This is a genomic window from Microbacterium sp. NPDC060117, assembly GCF_042729315.1.
Lineage (GTDB): Bacteria > Actinomycetota > Actinomycetes > Actinomycetales > Microbacteriaceae > Microbacterium.
In genome coordinates this window covers 1,079,440-1,096,985 of the sequence record NZ_JBHWXR010000001.1, presented here as the reverse complement: position 1 = coordinate 1,096,985, position 17,546 = coordinate 1,079,440, and the positions used below count along the sequence as shown (strand labels likewise).

14 protein-coding genes are annotated in these 17,546 nt (G+C 69.5%); 5 read left to right on the top strand and 9 right to left on the bottom strand.

Features of this window, described 5'->3' with window-relative positions; translation table 11 throughout:
• Window positions 1–35 precede the first annotated feature (35 nt).
• The gene (locus tag ACFWCK_RS04945) at window positions 36–800 is read right to left on the bottom strand and encodes a class I SAM-dependent methyltransferase (RefSeq protein WP_233312455.1); all 765 of its coding nucleotides are present in this window, start codon (window positions 798–800) and stop codon (window positions 36–38) included.
• A 235-nt stretch (window positions 801–1,035) separates the two neighbouring features.
• Here ACFWCK_RS04945 and ACFWCK_RS04940 point away from each other — a divergent pair, with 235 nt between their 5' ends.
• Window positions 1,036–1,749: a DNA-binding response regulator gene (locus ACFWCK_RS04940; RefSeq protein WP_378804841.1), complete on the top strand. Its 714-nt coding sequence runs from the start codon at window positions 1,036–1,038 to the stop codon at window positions 1,747–1,749.
• Between the two features lie 87 nt (window positions 1,750–1,836).
• Window positions 1,837–2,166: a hypothetical protein gene (locus ACFWCK_RS04935; RefSeq protein WP_378804839.1), complete on the top strand. Its 330-nt coding sequence runs from the start codon at window positions 1,837–1,839 to the stop codon at window positions 2,164–2,166.
• A 57-nt stretch (window positions 2,167–2,223) separates the two neighbouring features.
• Here ACFWCK_RS04935 and ACFWCK_RS04930 read toward each other — a convergent pair whose 3' ends face one another.
• The 6 genes from ACFWCK_RS04930 to ACFWCK_RS04905 all read right to left on the bottom strand — a co-directional run bounded on the left by ACFWCK_RS04930 (window position 2,224) and on the right by ACFWCK_RS04905 (window position 10,050).
• Complete coding sequence (locus tag ACFWCK_RS04930) at window positions 2,224–2,802, bottom strand: DapH/DapD/GlmU-related protein (protein WP_378804838.1); 579 nt, start codon at window positions 2,800–2,802, stop codon at window positions 2,224–2,226.
• Window positions 2,803–2,843: 41 nt separating this feature from the next.
• The gene (gene xdhC / locus ACFWCK_RS04925; protein ID WP_378804837.1) at window positions 2,844–3,671 is read right to left on the bottom strand and encodes a xanthine dehydrogenase accessory protein XdhC; all 828 of its coding nucleotides are present in this window, start codon (window positions 3,669–3,671) and stop codon (window positions 2,844–2,846) included.
• 83 nt (window positions 3,672–3,754) lie between these two features.
• Window positions 3,755–6,148, bottom strand: coding sequence for a xanthine dehydrogenase molybdopterin binding subunit (gene xdhB / locus ACFWCK_RS04920; RefSeq protein WP_378804836.1), 2,394 nt, complete (start codon window positions 6,146–6,148; stop codon window positions 3,755–3,757).
• Entirely contained in the window at window positions 6,145–7,620 is a 1,476-nt protein-coding gene (locus ACFWCK_RS04915) for a xanthine dehydrogenase small subunit (protein WP_378804835.1), read from the bottom strand. The genes xdhB and ACFWCK_RS04915 overlap by 4 nt, the downstream gene beginning before the upstream one ends.
• A gap of 280 nt (window positions 7,621–7,900) precedes the next feature.
• Window positions 7,901–8,656, bottom strand: coding sequence for an IclR family transcriptional regulator (locus tag ACFWCK_RS04910; RefSeq protein ID WP_233312449.1), 756 nt, complete (start codon window positions 8,654–8,656; stop codon window positions 7,901–7,903).
• A 488-nt stretch (window positions 8,657–9,144) separates the two neighbouring features.
• On the bottom strand, window positions 9,145–10,050 hold the full coding sequence (locus tag ACFWCK_RS04905) for an aldose 1-epimerase family protein (RefSeq protein ID WP_378804834.1): 906 nt from the start codon (window positions 10,048–10,050) through the stop codon (window positions 9,145–9,147).
• A gap of 279 nt (window positions 10,051–10,329) precedes the next feature.
• On the opposite strand from ACFWCK_RS04905, the gene ACFWCK_RS04900 reads away from it, so the two are divergent.
• Entirely contained in the window at window positions 10,330–12,534 is a 2,205-nt protein-coding gene (locus ACFWCK_RS04900) for a DEAD/DEAH box helicase (protein ID WP_378804832.1), read from the top strand.
• 105 nt (window positions 12,535–12,639) lie between these two features.
• Here ACFWCK_RS04900 and ACFWCK_RS04895 read toward each other — a convergent pair whose 3' ends face one another.
• On the bottom strand, window positions 12,640–13,116 hold the full coding sequence (locus ACFWCK_RS04895; RefSeq protein ID WP_378804831.1) for a GNAT family N-acetyltransferase: 477 nt from the start codon (window positions 13,114–13,116) through the stop codon (window positions 12,640–12,642).
• Window positions 13,117–13,359: 243 nt separating this feature from the next.
• On the opposite strand from ACFWCK_RS04895, the gene ACFWCK_RS04890 reads away from it, so the two are divergent.
• Window positions 13,360–14,193: a phospholipase gene (locus tag ACFWCK_RS04890; RefSeq protein ID WP_378804829.1), complete on the top strand. Its 834-nt coding sequence runs from the start codon at window positions 13,360–13,362 to the stop codon at window positions 14,191–14,193.
• A 147-nt stretch (window positions 14,194–14,340) separates the two neighbouring features.
• On the opposite strand, the gene ACFWCK_RS04885 is transcribed toward ACFWCK_RS04890, so the two are convergent.
• Entirely contained in the window at window positions 14,341–16,410 is a 2,070-nt protein-coding gene (locus tag ACFWCK_RS04885) for an intein-containing Rv2578c family radical SAM protein (protein WP_378804828.1), read from the bottom strand.
• Between the two features lie 97 nt (window positions 16,411–16,507).
• Here ACFWCK_RS04885 and ACFWCK_RS04880 point away from each other — a divergent pair, with 97 nt between their 5' ends.
• Window positions 16,508–17,473, top strand: a complete 966-nt coding sequence (locus tag ACFWCK_RS04880; RefSeq protein WP_378804827.1) for a D-alanyl-D-alanine carboxypeptidase family protein — start codon at window positions 16,508–16,510, stop codon at window positions 17,471–17,473.
• Window positions 17,474–17,546 lie beyond the last annotated feature (73 nt).

Here is a 17,546-nt window from a genome sequence, read left to right as displayed (position 1 = left end):
CGACGTCCGCGTTCCGCGGGAGCGGTCCGGCGTCGTCAGATCCGTCGGCCGCTGATGCTCATGGCGCAGCCGAAGAAGTGTCGGCGCACCTCGACGCGCAGGCCCGCTTCCGAGCGGAAGGCCTCGACGGCACGGGAGCCGTCGCCGAAGCCGGCGAGATAGCGATGCAGCATCCGGTACTCCGTCGGATTCGAGAGCAGCAGGATCCCTGCGAGCGGCACGATCCAGCGCAGGTGCGTCCGATAGAGGAACCGCAATGCTCGGCATCCGGGCTCGGTGACATCGATGAAGGCGAACGAGCCGCCCGGGCGAAGCGTCCGCACGACCTCGGAAGCGAGCCGCTCGAGCTGCGCGGCGTCGAGGGTCTTCAGGCCGTAGGCGCTGACCACGACATCGACCGTGGCGTCCTGCGTGGTCCCCGCCAGGGCGTCCTCCTCGCGCAGTCGCACGCGTCCGCCGAATCGGGCGTGACTGCGCACCTGCGCCTGTGTCATCATCTGCGCGGAGAAGTCGACCGCGGTGATCTCCGCCTGCGGGAATCGACGCTCGATCTCCGCCCAGGTCTCACCTCGCCCGCTCATCAGATCCAGCACGGTCCGGGGTGATCCGGCGGCGGGGACCAAGCCGAGCAGCTGTCGTCGCCAGAGCGCCGAGAAACCCAGGGACAGGACGATGTTCATCCGGTCGTACGAGGCGGCCATGCGGTCGAAGAGCCGGCGCACGTCCGCGGGATCGTAGAGGGGGTCTGTGGGTGCGGGAACGCGGCAGGCAACCGTGGCGCTCTCCGGGATCTCGGTCATGCGACGACGATACCGCTTGAACTGAACATGTTCAATAATGTGATGCGGCGAACCGCGGATCATCGTGACCGTCACGAGCAGTCAGCATCCTTCTGCCGCACCCTCGCACGGTGAGGGCGATTCACCCCTAAGGGTGAAGACAGCTGCCCGATGGATGAATAGCGTTGAGAGCGTTCAAGGCAGCGGACCGATGTGGATCGGCTGACCGTTGTCACGCGAGAAGCGAGGGTGGGAGATGGTCCGTCCCCCGGTCGGAGGCGCCGAGGCGTTGCGGGTCGCGCTGGTCAACGACTACGAGGTGGTCGTTCGCGGGCTCGCCGCGATGCTGCACGCGTACCAGGACGTGATCCAGATCGTCGAGCTGGATCTGAACAAGCCCGTCGTGGAAGCGGTCGACGTCGCCCTGTACGACACGTTCGCGTCGACGCAGGGCGACCGCGCCGATGTCCACGACCTCGCTGCGAATCCGCGAGTCGGACGCGTGGTGGTGTACTCGTGGAACCTCGACGACGGGTTGATCGACGCCGCGATCACCAATGGCGTCGGCGGCTATGTCTCCAAGGGGATGCCCGCGAGCCAGCTGGTGACGGCCCTGCAGCAGATCTGTGCCGGGGGGCCGCAGGTCTGGATCGATGCACAGGGGCGGGCCGCGATCACGGTGGGCGATTGGCCCGGCCGCGAGGAAGGGCTCACGGCCCGAGAGTCCGAAGTTCTGGCGCTCATCACGCAAGGGTTGTCCAACGCGAAGATCGCCGACCGCACCCACCTCTCGATCAACTCGGTCAAGACCTACATCCGATCCGCATACCGACGCATCGGCGCGACGTCTCGCACCGAAGCCGTCCTCTGGGGTGTGGAGCACGGCTTCCGCCCGGACCGGATGCGGGTGCGCGACCCGGAGATCCCCTCGACCGCGGATGGGACCGAAGCCGACGGGAGCGTCGCGTGACGCTCGCGCGCGGCACGCGGCCGATCCCGATCCCTCATCTCGCATCGGCCGAGACGCATCCTTCCCGGCGTGAGGGATAGGCGCCGCGTGGGAACCATCTACTACGGCGGATCCGCATCTCCGATTCACATCGAGGATCGCGTCCTGGCGCATCTCAAGATCGTGATCGCGACGAAGCTGCGCCGGGGGGAGAGCTTCACGGTGTCGTGGCCGCACCCGGAGGACGGACCGCCCGGACGCAGCACGATCTGGCTGAACCCGGCCGTCGAGCTGAGGTTCGTCTTCCAGACGCCGGAGTCGCCCGAGCTGAGCCGGGAGTATCTCGCGCAGCTGGCGACCACCGCGAACTCGGCGGGTGGCATCTGTCTCACGGCGGAGGACGTCGGCCTCTGCGTGTGCTCGTCGCACCCCTGGTGAACGCCGCAGGGGCCTGCCGTTGAACGGGCCGGCGCGCTCGGCGCTGCACGCGCCTCGTCACCACTCTCGCAGCACGGCCGCCTTCGGGCCTGCGACCAGCGAACGCGCGGGGACGTCGTCGGCCACGACCGCGCCCGCGGCGACCACCGCATCCTGGCCGATCGTGACGCCCGGCAGAACGGTGGCGCCTGCGCCGATCCAGACGTTGTCCTCGATGAGGATCGGCGCACCCGAGAGGTACTGCCGCCGCTCCTCGGGATCGACCGGGTGCCCCACCGTGATGAACGTCGCCTTCGGTCCGACCATCACCCCGTCGCCGAGCCGGATCCCCGCGAAGTCGAGGAACGTGCATCCCTGGTTGATGAAGACGCGCTCGCCCAGCTCGAGGCGCAGTCCGTGGTCCGTATAGAACGGGGGGTAGATCGTGAGGCGCGGGGGAAGCGGCCGCCCGAGGATCTGCTCCAGCAGGGCGGCTCTGCCGTCGTCGTCGTCGAAGGGCAGCACGTTGAGGCGGGAGGTCAGCGCCGTCACCTCGAGGACGCGCTCGCTCATCGCCCGGAAATCGGCGCCCAGCACGCGCTCGCCGGCCGCGAGCAGTTCCGGTTCGTGGATGGGCAGGAAGCGATCGCGTGTCATCCGACCAGTATGCGGACCGCGGCCGACACCCGCCCCGACCGTCAGTGGGCGACCGCCGCCTCGTCGATGAGCTGCAGGATGCGGGCCGCGACGCTCACCGCGATCACGGCGGGCTGCTTGCCGGCGACCTCGGGGATCCCGATCGGGGTCGTCACCCGTGCCACATCGTCGTCGGTCTGGCCCAGCTCGTGCAGCTTCTTGCGGAAACGCGCCCATTTCGACGCGGATCCGATCAGGCCGACGGATCCGAGTCCCGTGGTGCGCAGCGCCTGATCGACGATCGCGAGGTCCTCGACATGGTCGTGCGTCATGACCAGCACGTGTGCGCCGGGCGTGAGATCTGCGAGAGCCGCCTCGGGGACGGGCGCGTGCACCACACGCACCCGCGCGACGGCGTCGCCGAGCGGGCCGCGCATTCCGGGGATCCCGATCCGCTCCTCGGCGAGCATCTCGGCGCGCGAATCGACGAGGGTCAGCTCCAGTTCGTGCCGTGCGAGGATGCGCGCGAGCTCGAGACCGACGTGGCCGAGGCCGAACACGGCGACGGCCGGGGTGACCCGGATCGGCTCGAGCAGCATGGTGACCTCTCCTCCGCAGCACTGCACGCCGTACTCGGTCACGGCCTTGTCGCTCAGCGTGAGCGCGAGCAGCTCGGGCTCGGCGGAGCCGTCGGCGAGCATCCGCCGCGCCTGCTCGATCGCGGTCTGCTCGAGGTTGCCTCCACCGACCGTGCCGTGCACGGCGTCGGGGGAGACGACCATCTTCGCGCCGCCGTTGCGTGGCGCGTGGCCGCGGACGGTCGCCAGGGTCACGATCACGGCCGGGATCCGCCGCGACCGCAGATCCTGCAGCGCGTCCAGCCAGTCCATGGTGTTCCTCTTCTGTTCGCGCCGTCCCCCTCAGGGGGCCCAGGGTCCGTGCTGAGGGGGACGACTCGAAGGCGGTGGTGCGGTCAGTCGCCGGCGGCGGTGACGAGGGGACGTTCTGCGCGGGCGGTGGGCGCAGTGAGATCAGCGGCGCCGGCCTCCTGCGCGGCGCGGACGGCCCAGAACACGGCCTCCGGCGTCGCGGGGGAGCCCAGATCGACCGAGTGGCCGGCCGGCCCGAAGGCCGCCACGGCGTCGCGGATCGCTTCGCGTGCACTGAACGCGAGCATGAACGGCGGCTCGCCCACGGCCTTGGAGCCGTAGACGGCGCCCTCCTCGCGCGCGTTCTCGAACAGCCGCACGTGGAACTCCTCCGGCATCTCGGAGAAGCTCGGCAGCTTGTACGTCGACGCGGACTGGGTCTGCAGCCGGCCGCGGTGCGGGCCGTCGCTGGTGTCCCAGCGCAGCTCCTCCAGCGTCAGCCAGCCCACACCCTGCACGTAGGCGCCCTCGATCTGGCCGATGTCCAGCATCGGCGAGAGCGAGTCGCCCACGTCGTGCACGATGTCGACGCGGCGCACGCGATAGGCGCCGGTGAACTCGTCCACCTCGACCTCGGTGGCCGCGGCGCCGTAGGCGAAGTACTTGAACGGGGACCCCTGCATGATCTCCGGGTTCCAGTGCAGGCCTTCGGTGCGGTAGTAGCCCGCGGCGAAGAGCTGCACGCGCTGGAAGTACGCCGCCTTGACGACCTCGCCCCAGGAGACGCGGTTCACGGGCGCGCCGAGCGCGGTCACGAAGCCGCCGCCGAAGCGCACGTCGCGCTCGTCGACACCGAGCATGCGCCCCGCGACTTTCGCGAGCCGGTCGCGGAGCTGCTCGCACGCGTTCTTCACGGCGCCGCCGTTGAGGTCGGCGCCCGAGGACGCCGCAGTGGCCGAGGTGTTGGGCACCTTGTCGGTGCGGGTCGGGGCGAGGCGCACCTGGTGCAGGTCGACGCCGAGCGCGGTCGCGGCGACCTGCAGCATCTTGGTGTGCAGGCCCTGCCCCATCTCGGTGCCACCGTGGTTGATGAGGATCGAGCCGTCCTTGTAGATGTGCACGAGAGCGCCGGCCTGGTTGAACGCCGCGAAGTTGAACGAGATCCCGAACTTGATCGGCGTCATCGACAGGGCGCGCTTGACGTGCGGACTGGTCTCGTTGAAGCGGGCGATCTCTGCGCGGCGTGCGTCCACCTCGGCTTCGTCCGAGAGCTGGCCCCAGATGGTCTCGAGACGGTCCGCGTCCTTCACGAGCTGGCCGTAGGGCGTCGTCTGCCCGGGCTTGTAGAAGTTTCTGCGGCGCAGCTCGAGGGGGTCGATACCGAGGACCGGGGCGATCCGGCCGAGGATGTCCTCGATGAGGAAGACGCCCTGTGGGCCGCCGAATCCGCGGTAGGCCGTGTTCGAGGTCTTGTTGGTCTTCACGATCTGCCCGTAGGCGTGCACGTTGGGGATCCAGTAGGAGTTGTCCAGGTGGCAGAGGGCGCGGCCGAGCACCGGCTCGGACAGGTCGATCGACCAGCCGCCGTCGCAGGTCAGCGTGGTGTCGAGGGCCTGCAGCAGACCGTTCTCGTCGAAGCCGACCTTCCACGCGATGTGGAACGGGTGCCGCTTGCCGGTCATCGTGATGTCCTGCGTGCGGTTCAGGCGCAGACGCACCGGGCGCCCGGTGAGCTTGGCGCCGAGGGCGGCGATCGCCGCGAAGCCGTGCGGCTGCATCTCCTTGCCGCCGAACCCGCCGCCCATCCGCAGGCACTGCACCGTGACCTCGTTCGCCGGGATCCCGAGCACGTGGGAGACCAGATCCTGGGTCTCGGTGGGGTGCTGCGTGGAGCACTGGATGAAGTACTGCCCCTCCGAGTCGCGGATCGCGAACGACGCGTGCGTCTCGAGGTAGAAGTGCTCCTGACCGCCGAACTCGGTCACGCCTTCGAAGACGTGCGCCGAGGACGCGAGTCCTGCGGCGGCATCGCCGCGCTGCACCGTGCGCGGGGTGCCCTGGAACGATTGCGCGTCGAGTGCGTCCTGCACCGTGATGAGCGAGGGCAGCGGCTCGTACTCGACGGTGACGCGCTCGGCGCCGAGGCGCGCGGCCTCCTGCGTCTCGCCGAGCACCCAGACCAGGGCATGGCCGTAGAACATGGCCTCGCTCGGGAACAGCGGCTCGTCGTTGCGGATGCCCGCGTCGTTCAGGCCGGGGACATCCTCGGCGGTGAGCACGCGCACGACGCCGGGCACCTCATAGGCGCCCGACACGTCGATCGTGACCTTCGCGTGCGCGTTCGTGGACTGCACCGGCCAGGCGGTCAGCACGCCCACGGTCTGCTCCGCGATGTCGTCGGTGTACATCGCCGCGCCCGTGACATGCAGTGCGGCGCTCTCGTGCGCGGCCCGCAGGCCGACGACGGGGTTCTCCGGGCGGTCGGCGAGAGTGCTCATGCCGACACCTCCTTCGAGTCGATGACGGTCGCGCTGTAGAGCTTGAGCAGCGCGGTGTTGAGCATGAGCGAGCGGTACTCGCTGCTGGCGCGATGGTCGGACATCGGGGTTCCCTCACCGCGCAGGATCTCGGCGGCCGCCTTGACGGTGGCGATGTTCCAGGGCTTGTCGATCAGCGCGTCCTCGGTGGCTCGGGCGCGCAGCGGGGTGGCGGCGACCCCGCCCAGGCCGATGGTCGCGGCGGTCACGATCCCGCCGTCGATGTCGAGTGCGAACGCGACGGCGACGCTGGAGATGTCGTCGAAGCGGCGCTTGGCGATCTTGTGGAAGGCGGTCGTGGTCGCGAGCGGCAGCGGGATCCGGATCGTCTTGATGAGCTCATCGGGGCGCTTGACGGTCTGCCGGTATCCGGTGAAGTACTCCGCCAGGTCGACCTCGCGCTCGCCGTCGACCGAGGCGAGCACGACGCTCGCGCGCAGGGCGAGCAGTGCCGGCGGGGTGTCGCCGATCGGGGACCCCGTGCCGAGGTTGCCGCCCAGCGTGCCGCGGTTGCGGATGAGGCGCGAGGCGAACTGCGGGAACAGCTGCGCGAGCAGCGGGATCCGCCCGTCCAGTCGCTTCTCGATCTCGGAGAGCGGGAGTGCGGCGCCGATCTCGACGTACTCGTCGGCGAGGGTCAGGGTGCGCAGCTCCGGGAGCTGCTCGATCGCGACGACGAGCGGGGCACGGCGGCCGCGGATGTTCACCTCGACACCCCAGTCGGTGGATCCGGCGACGAGCAGCGCGTCCTTCTCGTCGTGCAGGATCCGCAGAACCTCGGGGAGCGTCGCGGGGCGGACGAAGCGCGCGCCGTCGACCTCGGCGTCGGTCGCGACCGGCTCCGGGGCGGGCCGGGCGAGCCGCTGCTGCAGCGGATCGTCCGATTCGGGCGAGCCGAGCGTGTAGGCGGCGTCGCGGATCGGTCGATAGCCGGTGCAGCGGCACAGGTTGCCGCTCAGCGCGTGCAGGTCGAAGCCGTTCGGGCCGTGCTCGGGGTCATGGACGGGACACGTGTCGTCGTCGGTGCCGTGGGCGTCGTCCGCGGGGGTGCGATCGGCCCGGTAGTACTCGCCCGCCATGCTGCAGGCGAAGCCCGGGGTGCAGTAACCGCACTGGGATCCGCCGGCCTCGGCGAGCTTCGCCTGGACGGGGTGCAGGTCGTCGGGGGATCCGAGACCCTCCGCGGTGATGAACTCCTGTCCGTCGAGCGCGTAGACGGGGACCAGGCAGGCGTTGACCGGAGTCCAGGCGGTGCCGCCGTCGGCGGTCGGCGTGGCGAGCAGCATCGCGCAGGCGCCGCACTCGCCCTCCGCGCAGCCTTCTTTGCTGCCGGACAGGCCGTTGTCGCGCAGCCAGTCCAGAGCGGTGGCGTGGGCGGGCGTTCCGGCGAGCGGACGCTGCTGCCCGTTGACGGTGACGGCGATGTCGGTCATGCGAATCTCCTCGATTCCGGCGACAGTGTGCGATGCGGCTCAGGCCGTGCCGACTCGCTGTGAGACGGAGCCTAGGCCCGGAGACTGCCCGCTGGGGAGCATTCTCCTGTTCAGGAGCGCAACGCTGTGTGGTCAGGCGTCGTCGCCTTGGCCTTACCGCCAGTAGATTCGCGCTGTTTCCGATATACGGAAACCGTGTTCCGAAAACATCGACAGCCTAAGACGACGGGCCGCCATCCGTCAAGGCATGGCGCGCCGGAGCGCGCGGGATCCGGTGGGGTCAGCTCGCGTTCGTCACGGCCGAGATGTCGGCCACGACCTCGCGCAGCACCGGGATCGCCTGCTCCGCGAAGTCCTCGCCGACGCGCGACATGGGTCCCGAGACCGAGACTGCGGTGAGCACGGGCATGTTCGGCACGGCCATCGCGAAGCAGCGCACACCGATCTCGTGCTCGCCGTCGTCGACCGCGTATCCGCGCTCGCGGCTCAGTGCGAGATCCGCGAGCAGTGCGTCGATCGTGTCGAGCGAGCGCGGCGTGGAATGCGGCATGCCCGCGCGGGTGATGATCTCTCGCACCTGGTCGTCGCCGAGCTGAGCGAGGATCGCCTTGCCGACGCTCGTGGAGTGCAGCGGCGCGCGCCCGCCGACCTCTGTGAACATGCGCATCGCGTGCGGCGACGGAGCCTGCGAGACGTACACGACGCCGTCGCCGTCGATGGTCGCCAGGTTCGCGGTCTCGCCGAGGCGCGCCACGAGCGACTTGAGCTGCGGCATCGCCATCAGGCCGAACTGGCGGTTCGCGACCTCGCCCAGGCGCACGAGCTTGGGCCCGAGGGCGTAGCGGCGATTGGCGAGCTGGCGCGCGTATCCCTCTGCGACGAGGGTGCGCAGCAGTCGGTGGATCGTCGGCAGGGGCAGCTCGGCCGCGGTGGACAGCTGGCTGATCGTGGCATCGCCGCCGGCGTCGGCGATGAGTTCGAGCAGATCGAAGACACGCGAGACCGACTTGACACCGACGGAGCTCTCAGCGGCCATGCGGATCCTCTCACTCAAGATCCGGGCGCGATTATCCGCATGCCGGAAAGTTGATTCCCGAGCAGAGTATCCCACGCCTGGCGAAGCGGGCCGACGCCGCGCGATTCGTAGGCCCGCGGAGGTCGCCGGGCGGGTTGCTCCGTCTGTTCGTGGTGCTCGGGCCGCGGGGACGTGGTCGGCAGAATTCTGTGATCTGTTCGTGATCGTTTCTTGATCTGATCTGGTTCTTTCAGGGTCGGCCACCCTCGCCCGTGACCTTCACCATCGAAGAACCCGAACCCGAACCCGAACCCGAACCCGAACCCGAACCCGAACCCGAACCCGACCCCGACCCCGACCCCGACCCCGACCCCGACCCACCGCCCGTCTCAGATGCGCCGTTCTGACCGATCACCCGACCGGGAAGCCGCCGTCGTTCCGACGGCAGGTGGCAGTCGCCGCCGGCGCGTTCAGCCGAGTGGTCAGAAGCCGCCCTCAACTGGTGCGCCTCACGAATTGGTGAGCGTCACGCCCCACTGCGCGGTCCAGGTCTCGCCCGGTGCGAGATGTCGCAGACCGCGGCCTGAGTTGAACGCTTCGGCGGGTGCGGACATCGGCTCGAGGGCGACCACGAGCTCCTGCCCGGGGTAGCTCGTGCTCGTGTAGGCCTGGAGATAGTCCAGCCCCGCGCCCTGCCAGAGCGTGACCACACGACCGTCGGGGGCGGTGAGCGTGCTGTGCACGCGCCCGTCCTCCTCGCGGCGGAGAGTGGCGAAGCCGGTGTCCAGCTGCACGTCGGCGAGGCGCCGGGGCATGCGCAGATCGGTGCCGCCGGACACCGGGGACTCGCCGACCGGCAGCAGCCGGTCGTCGGTCTCGAAGAAGGTCTCGGCGGGGATGCGCAAGAGGAGCTGCTTCGGATCCACGTCCGAGACGGTGAGGAAGGGATGCGTGCCGAGTGCGACGGGAGCCGGATCCTCGGAGCGGTTCACGATCGTGTGCTCGACGGTGACGCCGTCGACGCCGAGCGTGTAGCGCACGCTCGTCTCCAACAGGTAGGGATAGCCGATCTGCGGCACCACGTCCGCGCGCAGCAGCACGGTCGCGTCGCTCTGCTCGGCGATCTCGTAGGCGGTGTAGCGCAGCAGCCCGTGGATCGCGTTGTTCAGCTTCGGCTCGGTGATGGCCAGCGCCCGTGTTTCGTCGCCGTCGACCCAGATCCCATCACGGATCCGGTTCGGCCATGGCACCAGAACGACCCCGGAGCAGGAGGGGGCGGGGCTGTCGTCGGGGTAGGGCGGAACGACCGTGGTGTCGCCGACGAGGAGGTGCCGGAGAGATGCGCCGACCTGCGAGATCTGCGCGCGGACGCCATTCGCCTCGAGGTGGACCTGGACGCCGGTCGGAGTGGTCATGCCGCCATCGTAGAGCGGCGCAGTGCCGGGCGGGCTCCCAGGCGACTCCGATAGAGTAGGGGAGTCGGCTTCGGGCAACCGCAGCCCCACGGGATCCCCGTCGGGCGCGGATGTGTGCGAACGTGTGAGCCCAGGGGCCGATGGTGAGTTCGGCGGACGTCGTCGAGCGCTTCATCCATCACATGAATGGCCCCCGGCCGACGACTGCCCGGGTTTCCCCGCGCCCCACGAGGGCGGCGGGGCGCTGTTCTCGTGCGAGAACCAGACAAGGACATACCCGTGCCCAAGAACCACAAGCCCAAGGGCGGACGCCCCTCGGCGAACTTCGAGCCGCGCTACGCGAAGAAGACCTCCTTCCACGATCGTCACAATCAGGGGCGACCGTCCCGCGATGGCGAGTCCGGCCGCGGCGGATATGACCGCGATGCCCGTCCGGCCCGCGACGATCGGCGTGTGGACTCGCGTCCCGGCAGCCGTTCCCCGAACCACCGGGGCTACCGCCCCGAGCCCGCCGCGGGCGAGCGCGCGCCGAAGCAGCGCTGGTCCGCGCAGGAGCGCGCCGGCCGCGATGAGTCGCGCTCGATCCGCAACCGTGCCGAGTCGGGCCGTATCGACGCCCCGCACCGCCGGGATGACCGCCCGCGTTTCGATCGGGACGACCGTCCCCGTCGCGATGACCGTCCCCGGTTCGACGACCGCTCCGGTCGCACCGAGCGTCCGCGCTTCGACCGGAGTGACCGTCCGCAGCGGGATGACCGTCCGCGCTTCGACCGGAACGATCGCCCGCAGCGTGACGACCGTCCCCGCTTCGACCGGAGTGACCGTCCCCAGCGGGATGACCGTCCCCGCTTCGACCGCAATGATCGCCCGCAGCGTGACGACCGTCCCCGCTTCGACCGCAACGATCGTCCGCAGCGCGACGACCGCGCCGGCCGGACCGAGCGTCCGCGCTTCGACCGCAACGATCGCCCCCAGCGGGATGACCGTCCGCGGTACGACCGGGATGACCGCTCTCGCGCCGACCGCCCGCAGCGTGACGACCGCGCCGGCCGTCCGTCCTTCGACCGTCCGCGGTATGACCGGGACGACCGTCCCCGCCGGGACGATCGTGCTGAGCGCCCGCGCTTCGGCCGGGATGACCGTCCGCGCCGGGATGACCGTCCCCGCCGTGCCGACGGACCGAGCCGCAGCGACTGGAACCGCACGGCGGACCGCGGTCCGAAGCACGAGCAGGTCGAGGACGTCGTGCATGAGCGCCTCGAGGCGCAGACCGTGCAGGCCGAAGAGGTCGCGGATGTGACCTTCGGCGACCTCGGGCTCGGGTCGAACATCGTCGAGGTGCTGACGAACATGGGTGCGGCGACGCCGTTCCCGATCCAGGCGGCCTCCGTCCCCGCCGTGCTCGAGGGGCGCGACGTGCTCGCCCGCGGGCGCACCGGATCCGGCAAGACCATCGCGTTCGGCGCTCCTCTCGTGGAGAGCATCCTGAAGGCGCAGAAGGGCAAGAAGCGCGAGTTCGGTCGTGCGCCGCAGGCGATCATCCTCGCTCCGACGCGTGAGCTCGCGCTGCAGATCGACCGCACCGTGCAGCCGATCGCGCGCAGCGTCGGCCTCTTCACCACGCAGATCTACGGCGGCGTGCCCCAGGCACGCCAGGTCGGTGCGCTGAAGAAGGGCGTCGACATCGTGATCGGCACGCCCGGCCGCATCGAGGACCTGATCAACCAGGGCAAGCTCGACCTCTCCGATGTGCGGATCGCCGTGCTCGACGAGGCGGACCACATGTGCGAGCTCGGGTTCGTCGAGCCGGTGCAGCGGATCCTCCGCGCGACGGGGGAGGGCAGCCAGAAGCTGCTGTTCTCGGCCACGCTGGACCGTGAAGTCGCCGCGCTCGTGGACGAGTTCCTCGTGGAGCCGGCGGTCTTCGAGGTCGCCGGAGAGACTCAGGACTCCGGCACGATCGAGCACCGCGTGCTCGTGATCGAGCACCGCGACAAGGGCGAGATCCTCACCTCGCTCGTCGACCGCGACGGTAGGACGCTCGTCTTCTCCCGCACCCGCGCCTACGCGGAGCAGCTCGCCGAGGCGTTTGAGGACGCGGGGATCCCCGCGGTCTCGCTGCACGGCGACCTGAACCAGGCCAAGCGCACGCGCAACCTGCAGAAGCTCACCTCCGGCCGGGTGAACGTGCTCGTCGCGACCGACGTCGCCGCGCGCGGCATCCACGTCGACGACATCGACCTGGTCGTGCAGGCCGATGCGCCGGACGAGTACAAGACGTACCTGCACCGGGCCGGCCGCACCGGTCGTGCCGGCAACGCCGGACGCGTCGTGACCCTGATCACCCGCCCGCGCGGTCGTCGCATGACCGAGCTGCTGAACCGCGCCGAGATCGACGCCCCCTTCGAGGAGGCCCGCCTCGGCGACGACATCATCGAGGAGATCGCCGGACGTATGCCGTCCGCGGCGGATCTCACCTCCTGACCGTCACGCGGCCACGCGGCGAGCTGTCGCGGTGAAGGGCCGGGCGCCGGATCCGGATCATTCCGGATTCGCGCTCCCGGCCCTTCGCGCACCGGCGGCACTGCCTCAGAGCACGAGCACCCAGTCGTTGCTGAGCAGCTCCTCGCCGCGGAACGGGAACGACGTGGTTGTGCGCAGCGAGAACCCGGCACGACGACAGAGCGCGTTCGAGGGCTCGTTGTCGACGGCGGGATAGGCGTGGATCTCGCCATGCCGCCCGTCAGCGCGGACGACGGCGATGAGTTCCTGAAGCGCCAGCCCTGCGAGGCCTCGGCCCTGATGCTGCGGAAGCACTCCCCACCCGGTCTCCCAGACGACCTCTCCGCCGTCGAGGGTCTCCCAATAGCCGATCGATCCGACGGGCTCTGACCCGTCGAGGATCACGAGCATCCGCCCGGGAAGGTCCTCCTTCAGATAGCGGAGATGGCGCTGCTCCAGCTCCGCCGTGCTCTCGGGAGCGACGAGATGCGCCGTCATCGCGGGCGTGTTGAAGGCGTCGAGCAACGGCCGGTCCTCGGGCAGCCAAGGGCGAAGTGTGACCATGCCGCGACGCTATCCGGAACCTCTGACATGACGGGGGTGAGAGGCGCGAAGAGCGCGATGCGGCCCGGGATCGGCGGCGAAATCGGAACCTGAGAATTCGGACAAAGTATTTTGCAGGATCCCGGGATCTTCGGTGGGCTCTCAGGAACAGTGATGCAGGATCGTTACCTTGTACGCCCGACCCGAGGGCGTTGGCGTCGCTACCCGAGTGGCGCCGAAGACTTCAAGGATCGTTACTTCGTCATGTCGAGAACTCCGCTCTTCCGCTCTGCCCGCAGCAAGACCGTCGCCGCATTGAGCGCGACCGCCGTGCTCGGCGCCCTCGTCGTCGGCGGCGCCGTGCTCATCGCACCGACCGTCGCCGCCGCCTCTCCGGCCATGGCACAGGTCGACGATGTGACCGCCTACAACCAGCGGGTGCAGGTGCGTGCCGCACTCGACACTGCCAAGACCGCGATGGCCGACGCTGCCACCGTGAACGCCGATGTGAAGGCGTCCGGCCTCGACCTCGGCCAGGGCCGCAAGCTCGTCGACGTGACCGGCCTGACCTCGGCGCACGATGTACTGTCGGCCGGGACTGCGGAGAAGGGCGCCGTGCACACCGCCCTCGCCGTGGCCGTCACCGACTACTCCGAGAAGGTGGAGTCGCAGGTCGCCGAAGTGCGCACCAACCTGAACAACGCCGTCGCGCAGAAGCAGGCGGCGGATGCGGCTGCCGCGCAGGCCGCCGCTGCGGATCAGGCCGCTGCCGAGGCGCAGGCCGCGGCGAACACCCCGGACGGCGCACGTGCCGCCGCGCAGCAGATCATGGCCGGCGAGTACGGCTGGGGCGATGACCAGTTCCAGTGCTTGAACTCGCTCTGGAACAAGGAGTCCGGCTGGAACTACCAGGCCTACAACTCGTCCGGCGCGACGGGCATCCCGCAGTCGCTGCCCGGCGACAAGATGGCCAGCGCCGGTGACGACTGGCAGACCAACGCCACCACCCAGATCCGCTGGGGACTCGGCTACATCTCCAGCGTCTACGGCACCCCGTGCTCGGCCTGGGGTCACTCGCAGGCCACGAACTGGTACTGAGCCTCCGCACCGGTGAATCGCAGGCCGACTGCACGGCTTGCCGCCGAGTGCACGGCTTGCCGCCGAGTGCACGGCCTGTTCGCGCGGCTCTCCCGTCCAGTCGACGGAATCCCGTGCAATCGGCGACGTGATGCTCGGCGAGGGCGATCAGAACAGCGTCGATGACGGCTCCGGGGTGCGCACCGCGCGCGCCGGAGCCGTTCTGCTGCCCCGCGCCGGCCGGTCGTCGGAGTGCAGCGCCTCCAGCCCGTGCAGCCGGATCAGCGGCCTGACCCGCCGTGCGAGCCAGGCGCGATAGTCCTTCGGCGCCTCGGCCGCGGACCCGGGGTACAGCACCCGGTAGGACGACATCAGGTCGGGCCGGTGCTCGGACAGCCATTGCACGAACCAGGGCTTCACTCCCGCCCGCAGGTGCAGAGCCCCGTAGATGACGTGGTCGGCGCCGGACTCCTTGATCCGTCGCAGAGCGCCGTCTATCGCGTCCACCGAGTCGGTGAGGTGGGGCAGGATCGGCATCAGGAACACCCCGACCCTGAATCCGGCGTCGCTGAGCGCGCGCACCGTGTCGAGTCGAGCCTGCGTGGACGGGGCGCCGTGCTCGATCGCCTCACGCAGCGTCTCGTCGAACATCGCGATCGACAGCTGCACGTCCACGGGAACGCGGGCGGCGGCCTCGACGAGCACGGGGATGTCGCGGCGGATCAGCGTGCCCTTGGTGAGCACCGAGAACGGCGTCCCCGAATCCGCCAATGCCCGGATGATCCCCGGCATCAGCCGGTACCGCCCCTCCGCGCGTTGATACGGATCCGTGTTCGTGCCGAGTGCGACCGTCTCGTGCTTCCAGGATCCGCGGCGCAGCTCCTTCTCGAGGGTCTCGACCACGTTCACCTTGACCACGATCTGCGAGTCGAAGTCGCGCCCCGCGTCCAGGTCGAGATAGGTGTGCGTCCCCCGGGCGAAGCAGTTGTGGCTGATCACGCCGTTGGCGATGAAGTCGCCGGTGCCCGTCGTGATGTCGAGCAGGTCCTGCTCCCTGTCCAACGGCTCGATCGACACCACGCGGAGGTCCGCGACGGTCTTGACGGCGGTGCCTTCGATGTCGAGCTTTCGACTGATTGCAGGCTGCGTGACGGCGAAGAACCGCTGACGCATCGGAAGCCCCCCGACGACGCGGGCCGAACGAACTTCGTTGGGGCGCGGAGGCTCGATGACGTGGGGGATCTGCCAGGCGGTCATCGCGGTCGAGAGCAGATCAAGGAACTCGGGATCCTTGTTCGCGATGCGGAGCACTCCTCGGGAGCAGCTTCCCTCGGCATCGAAGGCACCGGACAGAAAGCCTGCGCACCACTCGTGGTCAGACGGCCGCGATCCCGTCGCGATGCTCTCGATGCGATCGACCGAGTGAGCGACACCAGTGTGGATCGCGTTCATCGCACGCCTGGTCGGTGTCTCCGCGGCGAATGCGCGCTCACGGACCTCGACGCCTTCCTTGTCGAGGAAGAGACGCGAGCGTTCCAACGCTTCCGCGTCGGCCAATGCGAGCCGGAACATGTTCATCTTCCGGACCCGCTTACCGTCGTCATATGCGCGCCGGAAGACCATCCCATCGCCGCGGATCATCCCCGAGAGATACCCGAGACGGAACGACTCCCCGTCGCGGTTCGGTGCAGCGACAACACCTGTGCCGAACCCCATCAGGCGGTTGTTCGTGGTGAGGTGCGGACGTTGCCCCTGCTCGGCATTCGTGACATGCTTCCACCCACGGTCCGTGAGGAACCGATGATCGCCGCTGGCGATGAGTCTGGTGCCATCGGCCAGAGTGATCCGGTATGCCTGCTTGCGCGTCGCCCACTTCGCCTGGATTCGCGTGCGGACGTATCGCCGATAGGCGCCGTTGATCTCGGTTCCGTAGATCTCATCTCCCACGTCGAGATCGCGCAGCGGCCTCTGCCGCCCGTCGCCGCAGAGGATCAACGTGTCGGGAGAGACGCAGTAGACACAGGCATGACTGCAGCCGCGATAGGGGTTGACCGTCCAGTCGAACGGCATCTTCGAGGGGCCGGGCACGTGGTTCAAGGCCGACTTCGCCAGCACCTCGTGGAAGGTCATTCCGGCGAACTCGGGGGTCGTCACGGTGCGGAGGAATCCCGTGCGGTTCTCCATGCCGGGCAGCGCCAGCGCGTCCGTCTCGTCGATCCTCTGCCCTTGCCACCTCATGGCCATATTCGAACATAACAACGATAAAGAGTCAAGAAAGAATCGTGGAGAACTTCGAATGTCGCGGATGTCCAGGTCCGCCGGTGAGAATGGATCCGTGGCAGACCCGCGGCACCCGACTCGCGCGCGCCGCATGGATCCGCGTGTGACGTTCCGGCTGTTCGTCACCCTCGGGCTGGCGGTCGCGCTGATCGGCGCGCTCTGGGCCCTCGCGGACGGTTCGGCCAAGGCCGGTCCCGGAGGCCTCGCCGCGGCGGATCCGGGCCCGAAGCCGGCCGGCGTCACGATGCCCGAGGCCGCCACGAGCCTCCCGTCCGTGCAGCTGCACGCGACTCCCGCGGCGAACCCCTGTGCGCAGACGGGCGTGCAGCAGGCCCTCGCATCCGGTGGCGACGACGCGGTCGTGGCGGCGTTCGGCGGTGGTGCCGCGTTCCGGGATGCGGTCGCCGCGGGGAACGCCCCGTGTATCGACCTGGCGGACCCGAACCGGGACTGGGTCGTCGTCAACAAGACCCGGCCGCTCAACCCGGTGACCTTCGCGCCCACATCCTTCGGGGATCCGGCGCTCACCGTCGACGGAGCGGGATCGCTGCGCTCCGACACGTCTCACGCCCTGGACCAGCTCTCGGCCGCGGCGAACGCGGCCGGTGTCGGTTCGATCGCGCTCGCCAGCGGCTATCGCTCCTACGACACCCAGGTGCAGACCTACTCGGGGCAGATCGCCCAGTACGGCCAGGCGCAGGGCGATGCGCTCTCCGCCCGTCCCGGCCACAGCGAGCATCAGACCGGGCTCGCGGCCGATGTGGTCTCGTGCGCGGGCGGCTGCGGCGACATCGATTCCTTCGGGGGCACCGCCGCCGGCGCCTGGGTCGCGGCGAACGGCTGGCAGTACGGCTTCATCGTCCGCTACGTCGCCGGGCAGACCCCGGTGACCGGCTACGATCCCGAGCCGTGGCATCTCCGCTACGTCGGCGTGCCCCTCGCGACGGCCTATCACGACGGGGGCTACGCCACCCTCGAGCAGTTCTTCGGACTCGCCGCGGCTCCCGCGTACGTCGGCTGATCGACCTCCTCCGCGCATGCCGTCACGCCTGCGGGCGCGGCCGCGCAGGCGTGATCCCCTCGATTTCCGCACC